The organism is Marinospirillum sp. (genome assembly GCF_014859565.1).
This window is the reverse complement of sequence record NZ_JACUUA010000001.1, coordinates 89,186-107,426: the sequence shown is the minus strand read 5'-3', so window position 1 is coordinate 107,426 and position 18,241 is coordinate 89,186. Positions and strand designations below refer to the sequence as shown.

The following is an 18,241-nucleotide window of genomic DNA, read 5'->3' as shown; positions in this document are numbered from 1 at the left end:
CCAGAATCGTCGCAAAGCTACCTGGTTATTTTGAGTGACTGCTCCCCGCCCTAAGTGCTAAAGCGCCACGGGCGAGGCTTCCAACTTCTCAGGTGTCGGGTAGATGCGTACTTTCGCGGCCTTTAACATTTCAGTGCTCATTGATATACTTCTTTCATTATAAACCGTCAAGGTCATATTTCAAGTGAGTGAACATCATAAAGAGTTGTTATACGCCGGATACGCATACTCAATACCATATACCCCGTCAAAGCAAAAGCGCAGCGCTCTGGTCACGCTCCTACTTTGCCTGTAGTGCAGGCGGGGCAACGATTGAAACACTGAGAGAGTAGGTGCAAAGTCAGGCTACACCGGACTAGAACCGCTGCGCGGTTCCCGCTTATATCCCCGCCCGATTGGGCGAGGGTTTACGCGGATTTTGCTAAATGTTACGTACAGCAGCAAATCTTCCAGCCTTACTGGAAGAATCGAGTTACATTTACTAGGCTAGAGCATTGTTATACAAAAGCTTGACAAAAGCCCGTACATAGCCCACCTTATCAAGGAATCAAAACTTAACTTATCAACCAACAAGAGGTGAACACCATGGAAGTTTTATCCTTCGGTTCTGACAACATTGAAAACACCCTGGCCAAAATGTCCAAACAGCAACTGGATGGGGTTGCTTTTGGTGCCATCCAGCTAGATGCTCAGGGCAAGATTCTGCAATACAACGCAGCAGAAGGTGATATCACCGGTCGTGATCCCAGCAAGGTGATCGGCAAGAGTTTTTTTCGTGAAGTAGCTCCCTGCACCAACCGCCCCGAGTTCAAAGGCCGTTTTGATGAAGGCGTGAAAGGGGGCAATCTGAATGTCATGTTCGAATACACCTTTGATCATGAAATGAAGCCCACCAAGGTGAAGGTACACATGAAAAAAGCCCTGAACGGTGAAAGCTACTGGGTGTTTGTTAAGCGCTTGTAATGTTCGTCGCCACTTTCAGCTCAAAAAGGGAGGTTATTGCCTCCCTTTTTTATTTATCTGCACTATTGATTCACACTAGATCCCTACCTATATTTGAGTCTGTATGCAGAGGCACCACCAAGTAAAATATGGTATAAGGAATATATCATTCAGCTCTTAGGTCGCCCATGCAACTTTCATCCGCACCCACTGCATCACTAAGGTAGGCTCATCATGGCTCTCAAAAAAAACTCCTCTGCTTCATCTGGCTCTTCTCCCGCTGCGGCTCGTGCAGCAACAACATCAACATCCGTTGATGATAGCACCGCTAGGCGTTTAGCTGATCAGCAACGCCGCCGTTCTCGTACCCTTGCTAAACAGCAGCAGTCTGCTGAGCGTATTGCCAGTGCTGCGCAAGAGTTAGCCGCCAGCATTACCGAGGCAGCCAAAGCCCGTGACCAGTTAAATATCGCTGTACAAGAAATCGCCACGGGTGCGGAAGAAGCCGCCTCTTCCAGTCAAGAAAGCCTAGCCGCAGTGAATTCCATTCGTGAGCAGGTTCGTACTCAGGCACAAAACACCACACTCACCAAAGAAAATGCTCAGCTCGCACAAAAGATCGCCAATAGCGCCGGACAGCGCATTCAGTCGTTGGTGAACAACCTGCAGCTGACCGCCGAGCGTCAGGAAAAATCCGTCACGCTGATGCAGCAGCTGCAAGAGCAAGCGGGTTCGATTAACGAAGCCGCGCGGCAAGTGATGCGGATCGCCGATCAAACCAATCTCTTGGCGCTAAATGCGGCGATTGAAGCAGGTCGTGCGGGGCGTCACGGCAAAGGCTTTGCCGTGGTAGCGGATACCGTACGCACACTGGCTGAGACCTCTGAGCGCAGCGCGACCGACATCACCAATTTAGTCGAAAAAATTCAGTCCAAAACCCAACAAACAGCCGATGCCGTAAAAAATACCGCCGATCTGGCGATTCAACAGGTGGAATCCTGCATTCAGGTGAATGAGCAGTTTGTATTGGTTGAAAAGGATATTGCCGACATCGATAAAGGTGCAAAAGAGGTCGATGAATCTGTAGAAATGATTCGCCAATCGGTGGTGGAGTTACAACAAACCTCCGAAGCCATTGCCAGCGCCTCAGAGCAGCAAGCTGCTGCCGCAGAGGAGGTGAACAACACGCTGGAAGAACAAGGCATTGCCATCAACGGCGCAGAAAGTGCGGCCAATGAACTGGAAGAAATTTCTGAAACTCTGCGCAGCAGCACCGATATCAGCAAAAGCGCGGAAAGTGTTGCAGCCGCCGCGGAAGAGCTGGCGGCTTCAGTGGAAGAGCTGAACCGTGGCTCTTCAGAAATCAGTAAAGCCCTTTCAGAGGTACTCAGTGGTTCAGAGCAGAGTGCCACGGCCACAGAGCAAGCGCTTGCCGCCATCTCGCAAATTGATAGTGCAGTGAATTTATCCTTGAGCAGGATCAACACCAGCACGGAGCAGATTCAGCGCATGGAGCAAATACTGACCAACAACCAGCAACAGGTGGAATCGGTGGTCACTGGCGTGTCAGAAAACCTCCATTCAGCCAAGAACAATCTAAAAGAAATCCAGGAAATTCAGCTCTTGAATCGCCAGATTGAAAAAATCGCCGGAGTCATCGCCAATACCGCCATTAAAACCAGCATGTTGGCCGTGAATGGCGCGGTAGAGGCAGCACGCGCGGGTGAATACGGAAAAGGTTTTGCTGTGGTTTCGAGTGATATTCAGAACCTCTCTGATGATTCCGCCAGCAATGTTGAACAGGTACAAAGCCTGGTGCGCTCCATTCAGGATCAAGCAGATATGACCGAGCGTGATTTAAACGAGGCGCTTAAAGCCGCAGAAATTGAAGTCGAGCGTTCTAAAGAAACCATGAAAGACATTGATAACCTGCGAGCCACCAAGGATGAGCTAATGCAATGCAGCAAAAACTCTGAGCAGGTCGCCAGCGAAATTGCCACCGCCATTAACCAGGGCAAAAAAGGCATGGAGCAAATTTCTGCGGTGGCGGAGCAAGCGGCTTCCAGTGTACGCGAGGCTTCTGTAGCGGCAGAGCAACAATCACGCGGAGCGCAAGAACTGGCCACAGCGATTGAAGAAATCGCATCGGTTGCTGACGAATTACAGAACTCTTAACCCTTGAGGACTGTGAAATGAATGATTCAGAAACAGAAGATAAGACGATAGAAGACACTGCAGAGCAGGCGCATCAGTATGTGACCTTTGCTCTGGCTCGTGAAAGCTTTGCGCTGCCGATGCAGAGCGTGCTGGAGATCGTGCGTTACCCTGAACCTGTGCATGTACCACTGACACACCCTTGTTTGCTGGGCGTGGCCAATCTGCGCGGTAGCGTGGTACCGATTATTGATTTGCGCGGTTTATTGGGTTTAGAGCAAAAACCGCTCAATGATGCCAGTCGCTTGTTGGTGATTGCCTTACAGGGTGCTCAACTGGGTTTGGTGGTTGATCATGTTGAGCGGGTCATGGAGCTGAACCCTGAGCACATTGAGCCGCCCGGAAATCTGTCCACCTTGGTGAGCAACGAAGTATTAAATGGCGTGTATCAAACCGAACAGGGTGGCGTGATTCAGCTTTTAGAACTCACCAGCCTGCTGGAAAAAGAATTCAGCCAAGCGCTACTGAAAGCCAGCACCAGCAAGGCTGCGGGTGTATTGAATGTGCACACTGGCAGTGTGCAGCAGGAAGAGGAAGAGGTTCTCACTCAGCTGGTGAGTTTTTTGATCGACGAGCAGGAATTTGCTTTTCGTTTGACGGATGTGCAGGAGATCTTGCGTATTCCTTCAAAAATCAATGAGCTGCCCAATAGTCCACCCCAGGTTTTAGGGTTGATCAACCTGCGTCAGAGTACCTTTCCGCTGCTGTCGATGCAGGCTTTATTCGGTTTGCACAGTCAGAAAAGCAACTCAGAAGAACAGATGCTGATTGTGCTGCGCCGTGGCAAGGAAAAGGTCGCACTGGTGGTGGATCAAGTGCGCGAAGTCGTGCGCTTGCATGAGCATCAACTGGAAGCGGCGCCAGCGGTATTGGCTTCGCTGAGTAACATGCAGGATGTGGAAGCCGTGTGTCGCCTGGATCAAGGCGAGCGCTTGATTATGCTATTGCAGGTGAATCAGCTTTTTCACGTGGCGGATATTCATACCCCTGAATTGCGCCTGGATGTCTCGAACACGGAGATCAATATGCAGGCAGACGAACTGACCGCAGGTCTGGAAGAGGACGAAGATGACTGCCAGCTGGTGGTCTTTACGCTGGATCAGGCCCTGTATGGGTTGTTTATTGAGCAGGTGCAGGAGATCACCCGCTTGCCTGAGCAACTTTATCCCGTGCCCAAATGCCCCGATTTTATTGATGGCATGATGAACCTGCGCGGCACGGTACTGCCAGTGATGGATATGCGCAGTCGTCTGGGTTTGGTGCGTGCACCGAGCAGTGAGCGGCAGCGTATCTTGGTTCTTAAAATGAATGGCTTGTTGACGGGCTTTGTGGTGGATGCGGTGAACGAAGTCAAGCGTTTGAAGCGTCAACAAGTTGAAATCGCCCCGGCGCTTTCTGATGAACAAGAGCGCCTGCTGGGACAAGTAGTGCGCCTCACGGCTGAAAAACAATTGATTCAGCTGGTTAACTGCGAGGAGTTGATCAGTCATCAAGAGCAGCAGGCGTTAGTTCAGACAGCCGAGGTTCAGGCCACGGATGCAGCGGGGGGCATTGTGTGATCAAGGTTTTGGTGGTGGATGATTCAGCCTTGATGCGCCGCCAGCTTCAGCAGATTTTCACTGAGGCAGGTGGCTACGAAGTGCTGACTGCACGGGATGGTCAGGATACGCTGGATAAGCTGGCGCGTTTTGCACCCGATGTCATCACGCTGGACATCAATATGCCGGTGATGGATGGCTTAACCTGTTTAAGCCACATCATGGCTCAATACCCCTGCCCGGTCATTATGGTGTCTTCACTCACGGATAAAGGCGCTTTAGCCACGTTTGAAGCGCTGGAGCTGGGAGCCTTTGATTACATCACTAAACCGGGTGGCACGGTTTCACTGAATCTAAAGCAGGTAGCAGAAGAGCTGCTTGCCAAAGTACAGGCCGCCATAAAAGGCTCAAGGAAAGGCTCAACTAAAAGCTCTGTTGTACAAAAACTGAGTCAGCGGCTGAAAAAATCCAGCGCCTTAGAATCTGGCGCAAACAGTACGTCAGCGCGTCTAACACGCCCACCGGTAAGACTAAAAACCAACAACCCAATCAGTCGCTCCACAGGCTCGATCGACAAACTGGTTTTAATTGGCGTGTCCACGGGGGGGCCCGGCACGGTAGAGCGGATTATCACTTCACTACCCGCGGACTTCTCTTGGCCGATCTTAATTGCTCAGCACATGCCCTCGCGTTTTACCGCGGCTTTTGCTGAGCGCCTGGATCAGATTTCACTCCTGCCCGTCAGTGAAGTGACCACACCGACCAGCCTTCAGGGTGGGCAGGTGTATATCGCCAAGGGCGATGCTGATGTCAAACTGGTGAAACGAGCCGGGCAGATTAAAGCTGTACCGCAGCCGATGCACCCTGAACACCTGTGGCATCCCAGCGTATCCTTGATGGTGGCTTCTGCTTTGGAAGTCTGCGCGCCTCAACAGCTGATTTGTGTGCAGTTAACCGGCATGGGTTATGACGGAGCGGAAGAAATGGCACAGGCGCATCGATCAGGGGCACTGACGATTGCTGAAAGCGAAGAATCAGCCGTCGTTTATGGGATGCCGAAGGTTTTGATTGACCTGAACGGTGCAACGGAAATTCTGCCCCATACACGCATTGCAGCGCAATTGGTACAGTGGGAAAAGCAAGGGCGAGGCAAATAACATGGCATTGGTTAAACGTACACTGAATGCACCCGAGGCTTTACCCGAGCAGAATGGCGCCAGTTTAGAGCAGGCCTTATCTGCACCTGATGTGAGTACGCGCCGTTTAGCTGCGCGAGATTTGGCACGGCACCCTGAGAGCCTGGCGCTGATGTTACAACGCTTGGTTGAAGAGACGGATTATGGTGTGCGGCAAGCTATTTTTTGCAGCCTGCAAAGCATCGGCAACAAGGAAGTCATAGCGGGATTGATTCCACTGCTGCGTTCAGATGAGGCTGATTTACGCAATGCCGCCATTGAAGTGCTGCAAAGCCAGCCTGAACTCACGGGTGAGCATCTGGAAAACCTGCTGCACGATGCCGATTCTGATGTGCGGATTTTTGCGATTGACATTTTACAACTGCTGGCTCACCCCAAGGCACCGGTATGGCTGTTGCAGGTGCTGGAACAAGAAACCCATGCCAATGTGTTGGGCACGGCTTTAGATCGGCTGGCGGAGCTGGGGCAGCCTGAAATGCTGCCTGCTTTAATGCAACTCAGGCCAAAAATTCATAACGAACCCTACCTCTTGTTTACTCTTGACCTGGTGATTCAGCGTTTACAGGCACAGCAGGAATAACAGCAGGAACAGGAGCTGCAAGATGTTGAATGATGTGCAAGCCACTCAGCGCATTTCGCTGCAAGATTACGAACGTTTTCGAGAGTATTTTTATCGGCGTACCGGCATCTTCTTTGAGGATAGCAAGCGCTACTTTGTTGACAAGCGGCTGTTGGATCGGATGCGCCTCACCGAAAATACGAGTTTTCGTTCTTATTTTGCATTTATGCGTTTTCAGGCCAGCGGTGAGGAATTTCAGAGCCTGGTCAATGTGATGACGGTCAACGAAACCTATTTTATGCGTGAGCGTTATCAGTTTGAGTGTTTGGTGGAATCAGTGCTGAATGAACTGGTTGCGCGTCATGGTGAGCAGAAACTACTGCGAATCTGGTCGATTCCTTCGAGTACTGGTGAAGAACCCTATTCGATTGTATTAAGCCTGCTGGAACACTGGCCATTGCTGGAGCGGGTTGATGTAGAAATTGTTGCCTCGGATATTGATACCCAGGTTTTGCAGCGTTGCCGCGAGGGGATTTATGGCGCACGTTCTCTGGCGCATCTTTCGCCGGAGGTCAGAAAACGCTATTTCAAGCCTCTTGATGATCATAAGTGGCAGATTGCTGATTTTATTCGTGATTCCGTTGAGTTTACCCAGGTGAATCTGGCCGATTTGCAGCAGACACGTCAATACAAGCAATTTGATGTCATCTTTTGCCGCAACCTGTTGATTTATTTCGATGATCTTGCACGACGCAAAGCGGCTGAGGTCTTTTATGATGCGCTGGATGAGGGCGGCTTTATCTTTTTGGGGCATTCAGAGTCCATGAGCCGTATTTCCTCGTTGTTTGAGGTGCGTAAATTCCCCAAGGCGATGGTGTATCAAAAAGCCGAGATTAAATAAGAGGTGCGGGTAATGAACCAGCGGGTATTGGTAATTGATGATGCGGTGACGGTGCGGATGTATCATCGCCAGCTGCTAGAAGCTTTGGGGTATCAGGTCGATGAAGCTGAAAATGGGGTCGAAGCTTTAGAAAAAGCGCTATCGAACCCTTATGCGCTGTTCCTGGTGGATGTCAACATGCCCAAAATGGATGGCTACCGTTTTACTTACGAAGTCCGCAAAAACCCTGAATTAGCAGAGATTCCCGTGGTGATGGTGAGTACCGAGGCGCAGGAGCAGGATCGTCAACGAGGCCTGGCCGTTGGAGCCAATTTTTATCTGGTGAAGCCAGTGCGCCCAGAGCAGCTTCAGCCCTTGTGTCAGCTGCTGCTTACTCAGCTAGAGTCTTGAAGGAGTCGATGATGAACCCTTTGCTGCAATCGTTTATTCACGAGTCACGTGATCATATCGAACAAGCCAGCCGCTGCTTATTACTGCTGGAAGCAGACCCTCACGCCTTGCCGATTTTAGATGAGCTGTTTCGTGCCATGCACACCATCAAGGGCAGTTCGGGCCTGTTTGAGGAGTATCGTGTTTTTACACGTTTTTTGCACTTGATAGAAGATCATCTGGATCAGGTACGCTCAGGTGAGGATCAGCTGCAACCTACTGCTATTGATACGCTGCTTAATGCCCTTGATCTCATTGTTTACTGGCTTGATGCCCTAGAAAACACGGAGGCTTTGCCGAGTGATGCGGAGTATGTCTTTGCTGAAGAAAGCGCTCGTTTAAAGCAGGGCTTGCAAGCCCACCGGCAAAACGAAGCCTCCTTCGAGGCGCAGACAGAACCTCAGACAGTAGTCAAAAACCCACCCACCAGCCTAGCCACCAAAAGCGCGGCGCCCGAGCACCCCGTCTGGTGGCAACAGGTCAAAGAAAGCCAGCGTCAGCAGCTGTTGATTCAGGCGCTTGACCAGCAGCAAGATGATTCAGATCAAAAAACCTGGTTTCTGATCCGCTATCAGCCAGCACCTGAGTGTTTTTTTATTGGGCAAGACCCGCTATTTAGTGTGCGCCAGATGCCGGGAGTGATGTGGTATCGCGCTGAGCCGAGCGAACCCTGGGTAAACCTAGAGGATCTTGATCCTTATCGCTGCGTGCTGGGATTTCAGTTGCTGGCTTATGCCAGCTTACCGGAGGTACAGGAGCATTGGCGCTATGTGGCTGATCAAGTCACTTGGATCGTTTGGCCGACTGATTTACATCCTGCCCAGCTGTTTGTTTTTCCGACAGGTGAAATGGGGGCGACTGATTTTTATCAGCCCTTTGTGCAGCAGGCTAAACAAGCCTTGCAGGTGGGCGATATTTCCAGCATGAAGAAAAAGCTCAAGCCAGTGCAAGAGCTTAGTGCAGGTCAGCTTTGGCAGCATTCAGTAGTACGCTGGATCGCTTGGATACTGGAGCGTATCGCCCCTGAAAAGGATCAACACCAACCTGCAACCTGGCAGCTTGAAGCACTGAACTCCCTATTGGAAGCATTAGTGAGTTCAGTTTGGCAATGGCAGCCGCTGGCTCCCTCATCTGCCGCTCCGGAAAAGCAACAGAGTCCAGCTTTGCCTCCCAACGGTGAACGCGGCACAGATGAATCTGGTGGTGTTCAGTCCCGCGTTAAACAAGCTGAAAAAGTATTGATTGAGCAATTGCTCCAAAACCAAATTGCAGTGCTCACGCATAATCAGGATAGCCATCAAGATTCCAGTCTCAGCGCAGGCTGTATTGCTTCGGTTCATCAAGTGCTACGGCGCTTGATTCGACCTCTGGGGCTGAATGAGGCTGATCTTAATGCCGCCAGACAGCATGCCAACGCAGCAACTGCACTGATCGATTGGATCGAAACCCAAGCGCTACCTGCTTGTCAGGCCACCGCAGTAGAATCCTCACCACCCACCCCTATTTCACCCCCACCTCACAGCGCAGTGGAGCCAGATCCGGTATCTGCCCGTCCAGTTGCGGTTCAAACGGAGCGGCCAGAGCGGGAATCAGTCACTACAACTCAAGCAAATCTTTCGATTCGCGTTGAGCAAAAGCGCATTGATGAGCTGATGAATTTGGCCGGTGAGTTGATTGTGGCGAAAAACGCCTTGCCTTTTCTGGAAAGCCGCGCGCGTGAAGGTATGGAGCCACTATTACTGGCGCGTGAAATCAAAGCCCAGCATGCCAACCTGGATCGTATTACCGAGCGCATTCAGGCTACCGTGATGGCGGCGCGAATGGTGCCTTTTTCAGGGGTTTTTGCGCGTTTTCCGCGCTTGGTGCGTGATTTGTCACGCAAAATGAATAAGCAGGTGGAATTGGTGCTGGAGGGCGAAGAAACCCAGGCGGATAAAAATCTGCTGGATCGCTTGGCTGATCCCTTGGTGCATTTGATTCGCAATAGCCTGGATCATGGCCTAGAAACGCCCGAAGAGAGGCAGGCCGCAGGCAAGCCCCCGCAAGGGCGCATTATTTTAAGTGCTCAGGCTCAGGATGATCGTGTGCTGTTGATGGTGATAGATGATGGGCGCGGCATCGACTGTGAAAAGCTCAAGCAAAAGGCTTATCAGCGCGGGTTGATTGATGAGGCCAAGCTGGACAGTCTGACTCAGGAGCAAGCACTGCAACTGATTTTCTTACCCGGGCTATCCACCGCAGAAACCGTCTCGGATGTTTCAGGACGGGGGGTGGGTATGGATGCAGTGAATAGTGTACTGCAAGAAATTGGTGGCCGGATCAGTGTCAACAGCCAGCCAGGACAAGGCACACAGCTACAAATCAGCCTGCCATTATCCATGGCTGTGGCGCGGGTGATGATGGTGGATATCGGCGGGCAGGACTTTGGGGTTCCGATGTCAATGATTGGCGAAACCGTTCGCATTGCCACCGAGAAGATTCATGGTATTAAAAATCATGAGGCAATTACCCTGCGCGACAGCTTGATTCCGCTGCGCCGTGCACGCCAACTACTGAGTTTGCCGCCCCTTCCATCGCGTACCGAAGAGGCGATTTTAATTCTGGAGGTTCAAGGACAGCGTTTGGGGCTGATTATTGATGACTTCCGCCAGGGAATCGATATTGTACAAAAGCCGATGGAAGGCATTATGGCGAACTACACCATTTACTCAGGCAGTGCATTAATGGGTGATGGGCGCGTGTTGCTGGTATTGAATTTGCCTGAGCTATTAAAGCTCAACTAAAGATTAAGCTGAATTAAAGAGGATGGCACCATGCCACTGGTTTTTGAGTCGGATCGTGTGTGTTTGCATGAGATTTGTGAGGCCGATGATGCCGAGCTGCTGCTGCAATGGCTGCTGGATCATCCTCAAGGCGGGGTAGATTGTTCATCATTAGAGCATCTGAACACGGCCGTCTTGCAGGTGCTGCTGGCGGCTCAACGTCCTTGTACCGCCTGGCCGCAAGATCCTTTATTACAGCGTTTTCTGAAAACTGAGCTGACCCGAAACCTATGATTATTGCCATTGCCAACCGCAAGGGTGGCACCGGAAAAACCACCAGCTGTGTGAATCTAGCTGCCGTTTGGGGGCGACAGGGTTATCGCGTGTTGGTGATTGATCTGGACACTCAAGGGCATTCTGCTTTGGGTTTGGGACGGCCCTATGCCACTCCGTCTTCCACACAGCCAACCAGCAAGACCTTGCGCAGTGTGCATGGTTTTTTTCAGGCAAAAGCTGAGTTAATCGATCCTCAACGCAGAATAGCTCAGCAACAGGCTCCACAGCAGCTGCGGGACTGCATTGATACCACACCGACTCAAGGGGTGGATCTGATTGCTGCAGACGTGCACTTTGATGGGCGCGGATTGCATTACCCAGTCACCTGTTTGCGCGATGCACTGCAACAAGAAGGGCTAACGCAAGACTATCAGCGCATTATTTTAGATACCCCGCCCACGCTGGATAGCCTCTTAATGAATGCCGCCGCCGCTGCACAGGGCATTGTGGTGCCTTTTGTGCCTCATCACCTCGGCAAGGTGGGTGCCTTGCAATTGGCGCGTTTGTTTTACGATATTGCATCTAATTACAATGATGACCTGACTTTACTGGGCTTATTGCCGGTCATGCTGGATCAGCGCCTGACTTTACACCGCAACACCATTGATGAGCTAGGTGCTCAGTTTGGACAAAGCAAAATGCTGCGTGGCATTCGCAACAACATCCGCTTGGCTGAGGCTTTTGCCGTACATCAATCGGTGTTGGATTATGCCCCGCGCAGCAGTGGCGCGATGGATTACACCCTTCTGGCGGCAGAGCTGGATGCGCTCTGGGGCAGCGGAAAGGACGCATAACAAAGACATCAAAACAGTTCCTTCGAAGAGACAAACAGCCAATGAAAAAAATTTTTTTGATTGATGATTCCGCCACCATCTTAATGAGCATGACCAGCATTTTAAAACAGGCTGGCTACACGGTGGAAACCGCTAAAGACGGCCAAGATGGTTTCGAGAAACTCAAAAGCATGGACGTGAAACCCAACTTAATTATCACGGATGTCAACATGCCCCGTATGAACGGTCTGGAGTTGATCAAAGCGGTCAAAACTCAGCTGAGTGGTTATCGTTTTGTACCCATTTTAGTGCTCACAACAGAATCTCACCAATCTCGCCGCCAAGAGGCCAAAAGCGCGGGTGCTGCAGGTTGGCTCGTCAAACCCGTTGCTGGCAGCGATCTTCTCAAAGTCATTAAAGAGCTAGTCCCAGGAGCCTAAGATGCTGGAACACCCTCGCCGAGTCCGCGCATTTTATTTTGCTTTTAGCCTCTTGTTGCTACTCGGTTTGCTAACCCTGGATATTCACTGGCTCTGGGCTGGAGGAACCACAGTGTTGCTCTATGCGGTTGGCTGGGTTTTAGAAGATCGCCTACATCGGAAGGAAGAGTCTAAATTACTAGAAACAACCCTAGAGCCATCAGATTCATCCGCTGCAATACCAACAGCCGTTGAGGGTTTGCAAGCCCTGTGCACCCAAGATGAATTAATCCAGCTGCGCTTGCAGGAAACTAAAGACTTCACTGAAGATGCTGCGTTTTTTTTGGTGGAGAAGCTCTCCCACATCAATGAGCTGTCGGATCATCTGGTGGACTACCTCAACATTGCCAATGAGCAAAGCCAGGAAATGCAGCAGGCTTTTGAAAACAGCAGCAACGCGATTAATGAGCTAACCCAGTTTATTTATACCCTGCCGGAGCAAATCCAGCGTCAACAGCAGGACTTTAAGCAGCTGGGGGAACGGGTGGGCTTGTTAACAGAGAAAGTTAATCTGATTCATAAAATCAGTGATCAAACCAACCTGCTGGCGTTGAATGCGGCCATTGAAGCCGCGCGTGCAGGTGATGCGGGGCGTGGCTTTGCTGTTGTAGCGGATGAAATACGCAGGCTGGCGATTAGTGCAGCAGAAACCGCGACCACCATTGCCGAGGGCATTGATTCGATTTCAACCGCAATGGATCGGGCTTTTGGTCATGAAATCGAAGAAAAAAATGAACATGACATGCAAGAGATTGAGCGTTTAACCGGCATGATCAAGGGCTTGGATAACGATTATATCGACATGCGCCAGTTTTATCGCATTTTGCTGAGCGTGGTCTTGCAGCACAATGAAAATCTGAACCGAGAAGTAGCCGACGCGCTGGGCAATATCCAGTTTCAGGATGTAACACGCCAAATCATTGAGCGGATGCAACAAGCCATGCAACAACGTCACGCCTTGCTGCACCAAATCATGCAGGACTTGCAGGAAGAAAATCGGCCAAACTGGATTGCATTAAAGGCGTTGACCGAGGCTTATCAGCAGGAAGAAGCCACGCACTTTTCACGTCATGGTTTCGACCAGAGCGCACAGGCTGAATCTGCCGCTAAGATAGAGCTTTTTTAACCCATCTTACATAGAACACTTGCCACCAGAGAGGTCGGATAATGAGCCGTATTTTACTCGTTGATGATGATGAGCAGTTTCGTTACACCGCCCAGCAGATGCTGGAGCTGGATCAACATCAAGTCATCAGTTTGTCCAGTGCTGAAGCGGCTTTGGAGAAGCTGAATCAGGGTGGGCAGTGGGATTTAATCATTACCGATATTTGTATGCCGGGCATGGATGGATTGGAGTTTTTGCGTTTGATCCAAAAAGAATACTCGGTGCCTGTGATCGTCATTTCAGGCGGTGGCCAGCGTGCATTGCACCGAGATTTTGCGCTGCAATCGGCGAGGATGATCGGCGCAACGCATACTTTAGAAAAGCCCCTGCGTTTGCAAACCCTGCGCGATACGGTTAAGCAAGCGATCCGCTAAGAAAAAACCAGGTCGGTGAAGGGTGAGGAGGGAAAAAAGGTGGGGAAGGTGATTGATTCAGGAAAAAGTTTCTCCGGCTGCATTGTCGCCATTGGCGCTTCGGCAGGTGGACTGGAAGCGCTGGAGCAGTTTTTTGATGCTTGCTCGAGCGAGACAGGGGCAGCGTTTGTAGTAATTCAGCATCTTTCGCCTGATCATAAAAGCATGATGAATGATCTTCTCGGACGACACACGGACATGCCAGTGGTGTTGATTGAGGATCAAATGCCCATCGAAGCCAACCGCGTGCACCTGATTCCACCCGGCAAGCTGCTTAAAATCAGTTATGGGATGTTTAACCTGCATGATAAGCAGCCGCATGTGCTCACCTTGCCGATCGATATTTTTTTCAGTGCGATGGCCGAACAGTATGGGGCACGGTGTATTGGTATAGTGCTTTCTGGCACCGGATCGGATGGCACACGAGGCTGTGTAGCGATTAACGCAGCGGGTGGTTTTTTACTGGTACAAGACCCAGACGAAGCGCGTTTTAATGGTATGCCGAATAGTGCCATAGCGACCCATCTGGTCGATGAAGTGAACACGGTACATCAGCTGAGTGAAAAGCTGCCTCATTATTTAGAACGCATCAACACCTCAACACTTATTCAGACTCATCTTGGCGACCCAGCCAGAAAAACTGCCACTCCCCGCTCGGCTGCCACGTCTTCAAATGCTGTACCGGCTTATCATCCCAAACTGCAACCCACTCAGGATGAAGTGTTGGAGTACCTGTTTCAGGCGCTGCAACAGGCCTGTGGCGTTGATTTTCGTGAATACAAAATGGCCACCGTGCTGCGACGGATTGAACGGCGGATGCAGGTGTTGCACTTAAGTCGCCTAGAAGACTACTGGCAGCATCTGCAGCAGGAGCGCAGCGAGTTAACCCTTCTGCGCCGTGAGCTGCTGATTTGTGTGACCAGCTTTTTTCGTGATTCTGAAGCCTTTGCGGCCTTGAATGAGCGCGTGATTCAACCGCTGGTGGCACAGGCAGGACCACAACCGAGCCTGCGCGTGTGGTGCGCAGGGGTGTCGCGTGGGGAGGAAGCCTATTCGATTGCGATGTTATTTGTAGAGGCGTTTGAACGGCTGAATATCCAGCCAGAATTAAAAATTTTTGCCACCGATGTAAATCCCCAAAACATCGATTTTGCCGGTGCGGGGCTGTATGCAGAAACCATTGCCGCCGAGATGGATGCCACGCGCCTGGAGCGCTTTTTTACCCAGGGTGAAAAAGGCTATACGGTGCGACCGGAGCTGCGTCAGGTCGTGGTGTTTGCTCAGCATAATCTGCTGGCCGATCCACCTTTTACGCGCATGGATTTGGTGGTGTGCCGTAATACACTGATTTATTTTAAGCCGCAGGCTCAGCGGCGGGCATTAACTCGTTTGCAGTATGCGCTCAAGCCCAAGGGGTATTTGTTTCTTGGGCCGAGTGAATCGGCAGCGGAACTGGGAGCCAGTGTGCAGGCGCTGAATGAAAAACAAAAGATTTTTCAGCGCACCCATCACCCTTTGCAGGCCAGCCTGGAACAGCAGGATTTGCGCCAGTTGTACATGCCGGCAGAAAGACGCCTCGCCCCGCGCCCTGCTCCAGCGGCGATTCAACCCGAGGAGCTGTTGATTCAACATGCGCAGCAGCTGTTAACTGAATCCTATGCACCGCCCGCGCTGCTGGTGAATCAACAGGATGAAGTGCTGCATTTTTTTGGACAGGTGCAGGATTATTTGCATCTGCGTCCGGGGGTAGCGAGTATGAATCTGGTGCGTCTACTGCCAGAAACCTTAGTACCCATAGCGACGGCCTTGCTCTATAAAGCCAAAAAAGAGCAGATTTCCCTGGCTTCCGGCTGGGTAACTCAGTCTTTAAAAAACAAAGCTAGGGCACGAACAGGTGAAGCTCAGGCAAAGGATGAGTTCAAAACCGCACAACCCACAGCGGAGGAGGCAGAAAATGTCGAGCTGCGTCTGGTGGCTCATGCATTACCCCCTCTGCCTGATCAAGCGCAGGAGGCGCGTTATGCTCTGCTGTGTTTTGAAACACACCAGCAGCAGCCGCGCAAGAACAATGCGCTGCTGAATATGGATAAAGAGGCGCAGGTGCGAATCGGTGAGCTGGAGCTGGAGCTGACTGCAACACGTGAAAGCTTGCAGGCGACCATTGAAGAATTTGAAACCGCCAACGAAGAGCTGCAAGCCACTAATGAAGAGCTACGCGCCTCCAATGAGGAGCTGCAAAGCTCCAACGAAGAGCTGCAATCATTAAATGAAGAGCTGAACACCGTCAATGCTGAATACCAGGAAAAGGTACTGCAACTGAATCAGCTCTACAGTGATTTAGACACCATGGGCAAAGCGCTGGGCATTCCGACCATTTTTCTTAACGCCCAGTTATGCATTACCCGCTTTACACCCGATGCACAAAAACTGTTTAAGCTGCGCGAAGGCGATCTGGGGCGACCTCTGGATGATATCGTCAACCAGCTGCAACACCCGCAGCTGCTCGAAGATATGCAGCGCACCTTAGATACGGGCAAGCCGCTGGAAAAAGATATCGTGACCGAAGATGGGCATAATATCTTACTGCGAGTCATGCCTTATCAGGTGCGCTCTTCAGTCAGCAAAGGTGCAGTAGCGAGTTTTATTGATGTCACCGCTTTAGCAGGTCGCCAGCAGGTGCATTTTTCAGCCAGCCAAGCTCACTCCTCTCAACAACCTATACGCCCACCTCAACACCTGAACCTCAGCAATGACCAAGATGAATGAACAGCGTCAGCAACATCTACAGGATTTACGTGAACGGGCAGAAAAAGCTCTGGCTGAGGGCTTGGTGATTGTTGAGGACGCAGGAGCGGGTGGCGAAGCGGGGGATGGCCGTCTTCAGCAGATGCAGGCCTTGGGTGAAGAGCTGCGAATTTATCAGGCCGAGCTGGAAATTCAAAACCAGGAACTACGCTTTGCTCAGCTGAGCCTTGAGGCCGAGCGTAAAAAATACGCGGCCTTGTTTGAAAACCTGCCCATACCGGCTCTAGTGATTGATCAGCACGGGGCTATTCGTGAAGCCAATCCACAGGCGGCTTATTTTTTGTTGTTTAACCACCACAGTGCCCAATTAAAAAACCATTCGGTGTATCGTTTTATTGGTGCCGAGGGGCGTTTGTGGTTGGCTTCGGCTCTGCATGAGCTGTATGAATTCAACAGCAGCGCGAATTTTCGTACTTTTCAGAATGAAATTGACATCACACTGAACCGCGAGACGATTCCTGCCTTGGCAAAATTAGCGGATTTACCCAGTGATTATTATCTGGATCGCTCGTTTTTGCTGACACTGGTGGATTTAACCGCGCAGCGCGATGTAGTCAATCAATACGAGGCGTTTCAGGCGGTGCTGGAGCAACGCCCAGCCATTTCGATGGGCTTTAATGAACAAAGCTTTGATGCATCCAGTGCTTCGGTGGTGATTACTGATGTGAATCAGCATGTGGTGTATGTGAACCCTACCTTTTGCCGCATCAGTGGTTACCAGACCAATGAGGTGCTGGGTAAGAAGCCTTCGATATGGAAATCTCACCATACCTCGCCAGAAACCTATGAAAGCTTAAAACAGCATTTAAAAAATGGCAGTGTCTGGATCGGAAAGTTTGTCAACACCTGCAAGGATGGTGGCACCTGGACCGAACAGCGAGCGATTCAGCCGTTTTTAAACCAGGAGCAACAGGTGGCGGGTTATATTTCCATCGGTTTTGATCTCACTCAGCAGGTGATGATTGAAGAACAGGCGCAAAGAGTCGGGCGCATTGAGGCGATTGCCACGGTGATTGCCGGTCTTGCCCATGAGTTTAATAATTTGCTGGGTTCGATTAACGGATTGACTGAAGTGAACATGACGCTGTGTGACCCTGATTCTCCGATTTATAAAAACCTTGAGCAAGTGCTGCTGGCAGGGACTCGCGCCGAAACCCTGGTGCAGCAACTCAAAAATGGCACCAGCATTCAAGCCAGTGAAAAAACACAGGTGGATCTGAACCAGATGATTCAAGGACAGATGAATCTGCTTCACAGTGCTGCGGGGGCGATGCAGATGCGTTTCATGCCTCATGATCAACCTCTGGCCGTGTGGCTGGATGTCCCCTATTTTTTACAAACACTGGTTAACCTGGTGCGTAATGCCAAGGATGCCACCCAGGAGACGAAGAACCCCACCTGCTGGATTCAGCTCAGCCTGTACATGCAGCCCACCTTCAGTGATGAATACCAGCCCTTTGCTGATATTAAAGTGAAGGATAATGGTTGTGGGATGTCCCTCGCGGTGCAAGAGCGTTTGTTTGATCCTTTTTTTACCACCAAGGAAGTCGGTAAGGGTACAGGCCTAGGCATGATGCAGGTGCTGAATTTTATTAAGCACCATGATGGCTTGATTGATGTACATAGCTATCCGAGGGCGGGAACAGAGTTTACCTTGAGGTTGCCTTTGGCCATTGCACAGAGATCATCCTTAAACAACATCAGTCCTGAAATAAAAACACCGGATTAA

Annotated in this window: 15 protein-coding genes and 1 pseudogene; all 16 read left to right on the top strand. The window is 50.9% G+C overall.

The window, feature by feature from the left end:
- Positions 1–236 precede the first annotated feature (236 nt).
- Positions 237–332 (top strand): annotated as a pseudogene (locus tag IBX50_RS00490) (IS200/IS605 family transposase); the annotation flags it as partial.
- A gap of 253 nt (positions 333–585) precedes the next feature.
- Positions 586–963 (top strand): photoactive yellow protein, encoded by a 378-nt coding sequence (gene pyp, locus IBX50_RS00485; RefSeq protein WP_292252508.1) that lies wholly within the window; start codon positions 586–588, stop codon positions 961–963.
- A 213-nt stretch (positions 964–1,176) separates the two neighbouring features.
- Positions 1,177–3,117, top strand: a complete 1,941-nt coding sequence (locus IBX50_RS00480; RefSeq protein ID WP_292252507.1) for a methyl-accepting chemotaxis protein — start codon at positions 1,177–1,179, stop codon at positions 3,115–3,117.
- A gap of 17 nt (positions 3,118–3,134) precedes the next feature.
- Entirely contained in the window at positions 3,135–4,715 is a 1,581-nt protein-coding gene (locus tag IBX50_RS00475; protein ID WP_292252505.1) for a chemotaxis protein CheW, read from the top strand.
- Complete coding sequence (locus tag IBX50_RS00470) at positions 4,712–5,851, top strand: chemotaxis protein CheB (RefSeq protein WP_292252504.1); 1,140 nt, start codon at positions 4,712–4,714, stop codon at positions 5,849–5,851. The genes IBX50_RS00475 and IBX50_RS00470 overlap by 4 nt, the downstream gene beginning before the upstream one ends.
- A gap of 1 nt (position 5,852) precedes the next feature.
- A complete protein-coding gene (locus tag IBX50_RS00465) occupies positions 5,853–6,470 on the top strand; it encodes a HEAT repeat domain-containing protein (protein ID WP_292252503.1) in 618 nt (205 codons plus the stop codon).
- Between the two features lie 22 nt (positions 6,471–6,492).
- Positions 6,493–7,350, top strand: a complete 858-nt coding sequence (locus IBX50_RS00460; RefSeq protein ID WP_292252502.1) for a protein-glutamate O-methyltransferase CheR — start codon at positions 6,493–6,495, stop codon at positions 7,348–7,350.
- A gap of 12 nt (positions 7,351–7,362) precedes the next feature.
- Positions 7,363–7,740: a response regulator gene (locus IBX50_RS00455; protein WP_292252501.1), complete on the top strand. Its 378-nt coding sequence runs from the start codon at positions 7,363–7,365 to the stop codon at positions 7,738–7,740.
- 8 nt (positions 7,741–7,748) lie between these two features.
- Positions 7,749–10,562 (top strand): chemotaxis protein CheA, encoded by a 2,814-nt coding sequence (locus IBX50_RS00450; protein ID WP_292252500.1) that lies wholly within the window; start codon positions 7,749–7,751, stop codon positions 10,560–10,562.
- A gap of 30 nt (positions 10,563–10,592) precedes the next feature.
- Positions 10,593–10,835: a hypothetical protein gene (locus IBX50_RS00445; protein WP_292252498.1), complete on the top strand. Its 243-nt coding sequence runs from the start codon at positions 10,593–10,595 to the stop codon at positions 10,833–10,835.
- Positions 10,832–11,671, top strand: a complete 840-nt coding sequence (locus IBX50_RS00440; RefSeq protein ID WP_292252497.1) for a ParA family protein — start codon at positions 10,832–10,834, stop codon at positions 11,669–11,671. Before IBX50_RS00445 ends, IBX50_RS00440 begins: the two co-directional genes overlap by 4 nt.
- Positions 11,672–11,712: 41 nt before the next feature.
- On the top strand, positions 11,713–12,090 hold the full coding sequence (locus IBX50_RS00435; RefSeq protein ID WP_292252495.1) for a response regulator: 378 nt from the start codon (positions 11,713–11,715) through the stop codon (positions 12,088–12,090).
- A 1-nt stretch (position 12,091) separates the two neighbouring features.
- On the top strand, positions 12,092–13,255 hold the full coding sequence (locus tag IBX50_RS00430) for a methyl-accepting chemotaxis protein (RefSeq protein WP_292252494.1): 1,164 nt from the start codon (positions 12,092–12,094) through the stop codon (positions 13,253–13,255).
- A gap of 41 nt (positions 13,256–13,296) precedes the next feature.
- On the top strand, positions 13,297–13,668 hold the full coding sequence (locus IBX50_RS00425) for a response regulator (protein ID WP_292252493.1): 372 nt from the start codon (positions 13,297–13,299) through the stop codon (positions 13,666–13,668).
- A 48-nt stretch (positions 13,669–13,716) separates the two neighbouring features.
- Positions 13,717–16,473 carry a chemotaxis protein CheB gene (locus tag IBX50_RS00420; protein WP_292252491.1) on the top strand — a complete coding sequence of 919 codons (2,757 nt, stop codon included), beginning with the start codon at positions 13,717–13,719 and terminating at the stop codon, positions 16,471–16,473.
- On the top strand, positions 16,457–18,241 hold the full coding sequence (locus IBX50_RS00415) for a PAS domain-containing sensor histidine kinase (RefSeq protein WP_292252490.1): 1,785 nt from the start codon (positions 16,457–16,459) through the stop codon (positions 18,239–18,241). Before IBX50_RS00420 ends, IBX50_RS00415 begins: the two co-directional genes overlap by 17 nt.

Excerpts from the sequence above, each read along its gene's own strand:
- pyp (WP_292252508.1), top strand. The coding sequence starts at position 586 with ATGGAAGTTTTATCCTTCGGTTCTGACAACATTGAAAACACCCTGGCC.
- IBX50_RS00480 (WP_292252507.1), top strand. The coding sequence starts at position 1,177 with ATGGCTCTCAAAAAAAACTCCTCTGCTTCATCTGGCTCTTCTCCCGCT.
- IBX50_RS00475 (WP_292252505.1), top strand. The coding sequence starts at position 3,135 with ATGAATGATTCAGAAACAGAAGATAAGACGATAGAAGACACTGCAGAG.
- IBX50_RS00465 (WP_292252503.1), top strand. The coding sequence starts at position 5,853 with ATGGCATTGGTTAAACGTACACTGAATGCACCCGAGGCTTTACCCGAG.
- IBX50_RS00460 (WP_292252502.1), top strand. The coding sequence starts at position 6,493 with ATGTTGAATGATGTGCAAGCCACTCAGCGCATTTCGCTGCAAGATTAC.
- IBX50_RS00455 (WP_292252501.1), top strand. The coding sequence starts at position 7,363 with ATGAACCAGCGGGTATTGGTAATTGATGATGCGGTGACGGTGCGGATG.
- IBX50_RS00450 (WP_292252500.1), top strand. The coding sequence starts at position 7,749 with ATGATGAACCCTTTGCTGCAATCGTTTATTCACGAGTCACGTGATCAT.
- IBX50_RS00445 (WP_292252498.1), top strand. The coding sequence starts at position 10,593 with ATGCCACTGGTTTTTGAGTCGGATCGTGTGTGTTTGCATGAGATTTGT.
- IBX50_RS00440 (WP_292252497.1), top strand. The coding sequence starts at position 10,832 with ATGATTATTGCCATTGCCAACCGCAAGGGTGGCACCGGAAAAACCACC.
- IBX50_RS00435 (WP_292252495.1), top strand. The coding sequence starts at position 11,713 with ATGAAAAAAATTTTTTTGATTGATGATTCCGCCACCATCTTAATGAGC.
- IBX50_RS00430 (WP_292252494.1), top strand. The coding sequence starts at position 12,092 with ATGCTGGAACACCCTCGCCGAGTCCGCGCATTTTATTTTGCTTTTAGC.
- IBX50_RS00425 (WP_292252493.1), top strand. The coding sequence starts at position 13,297 with ATGAGCCGTATTTTACTCGTTGATGATGATGAGCAGTTTCGTTACACC.
- IBX50_RS00415 (WP_292252490.1), top strand. The coding sequence starts at position 16,457 with ATGACCAAGATGAATGAACAGCGTCAGCAACATCTACAGGATTTACGT.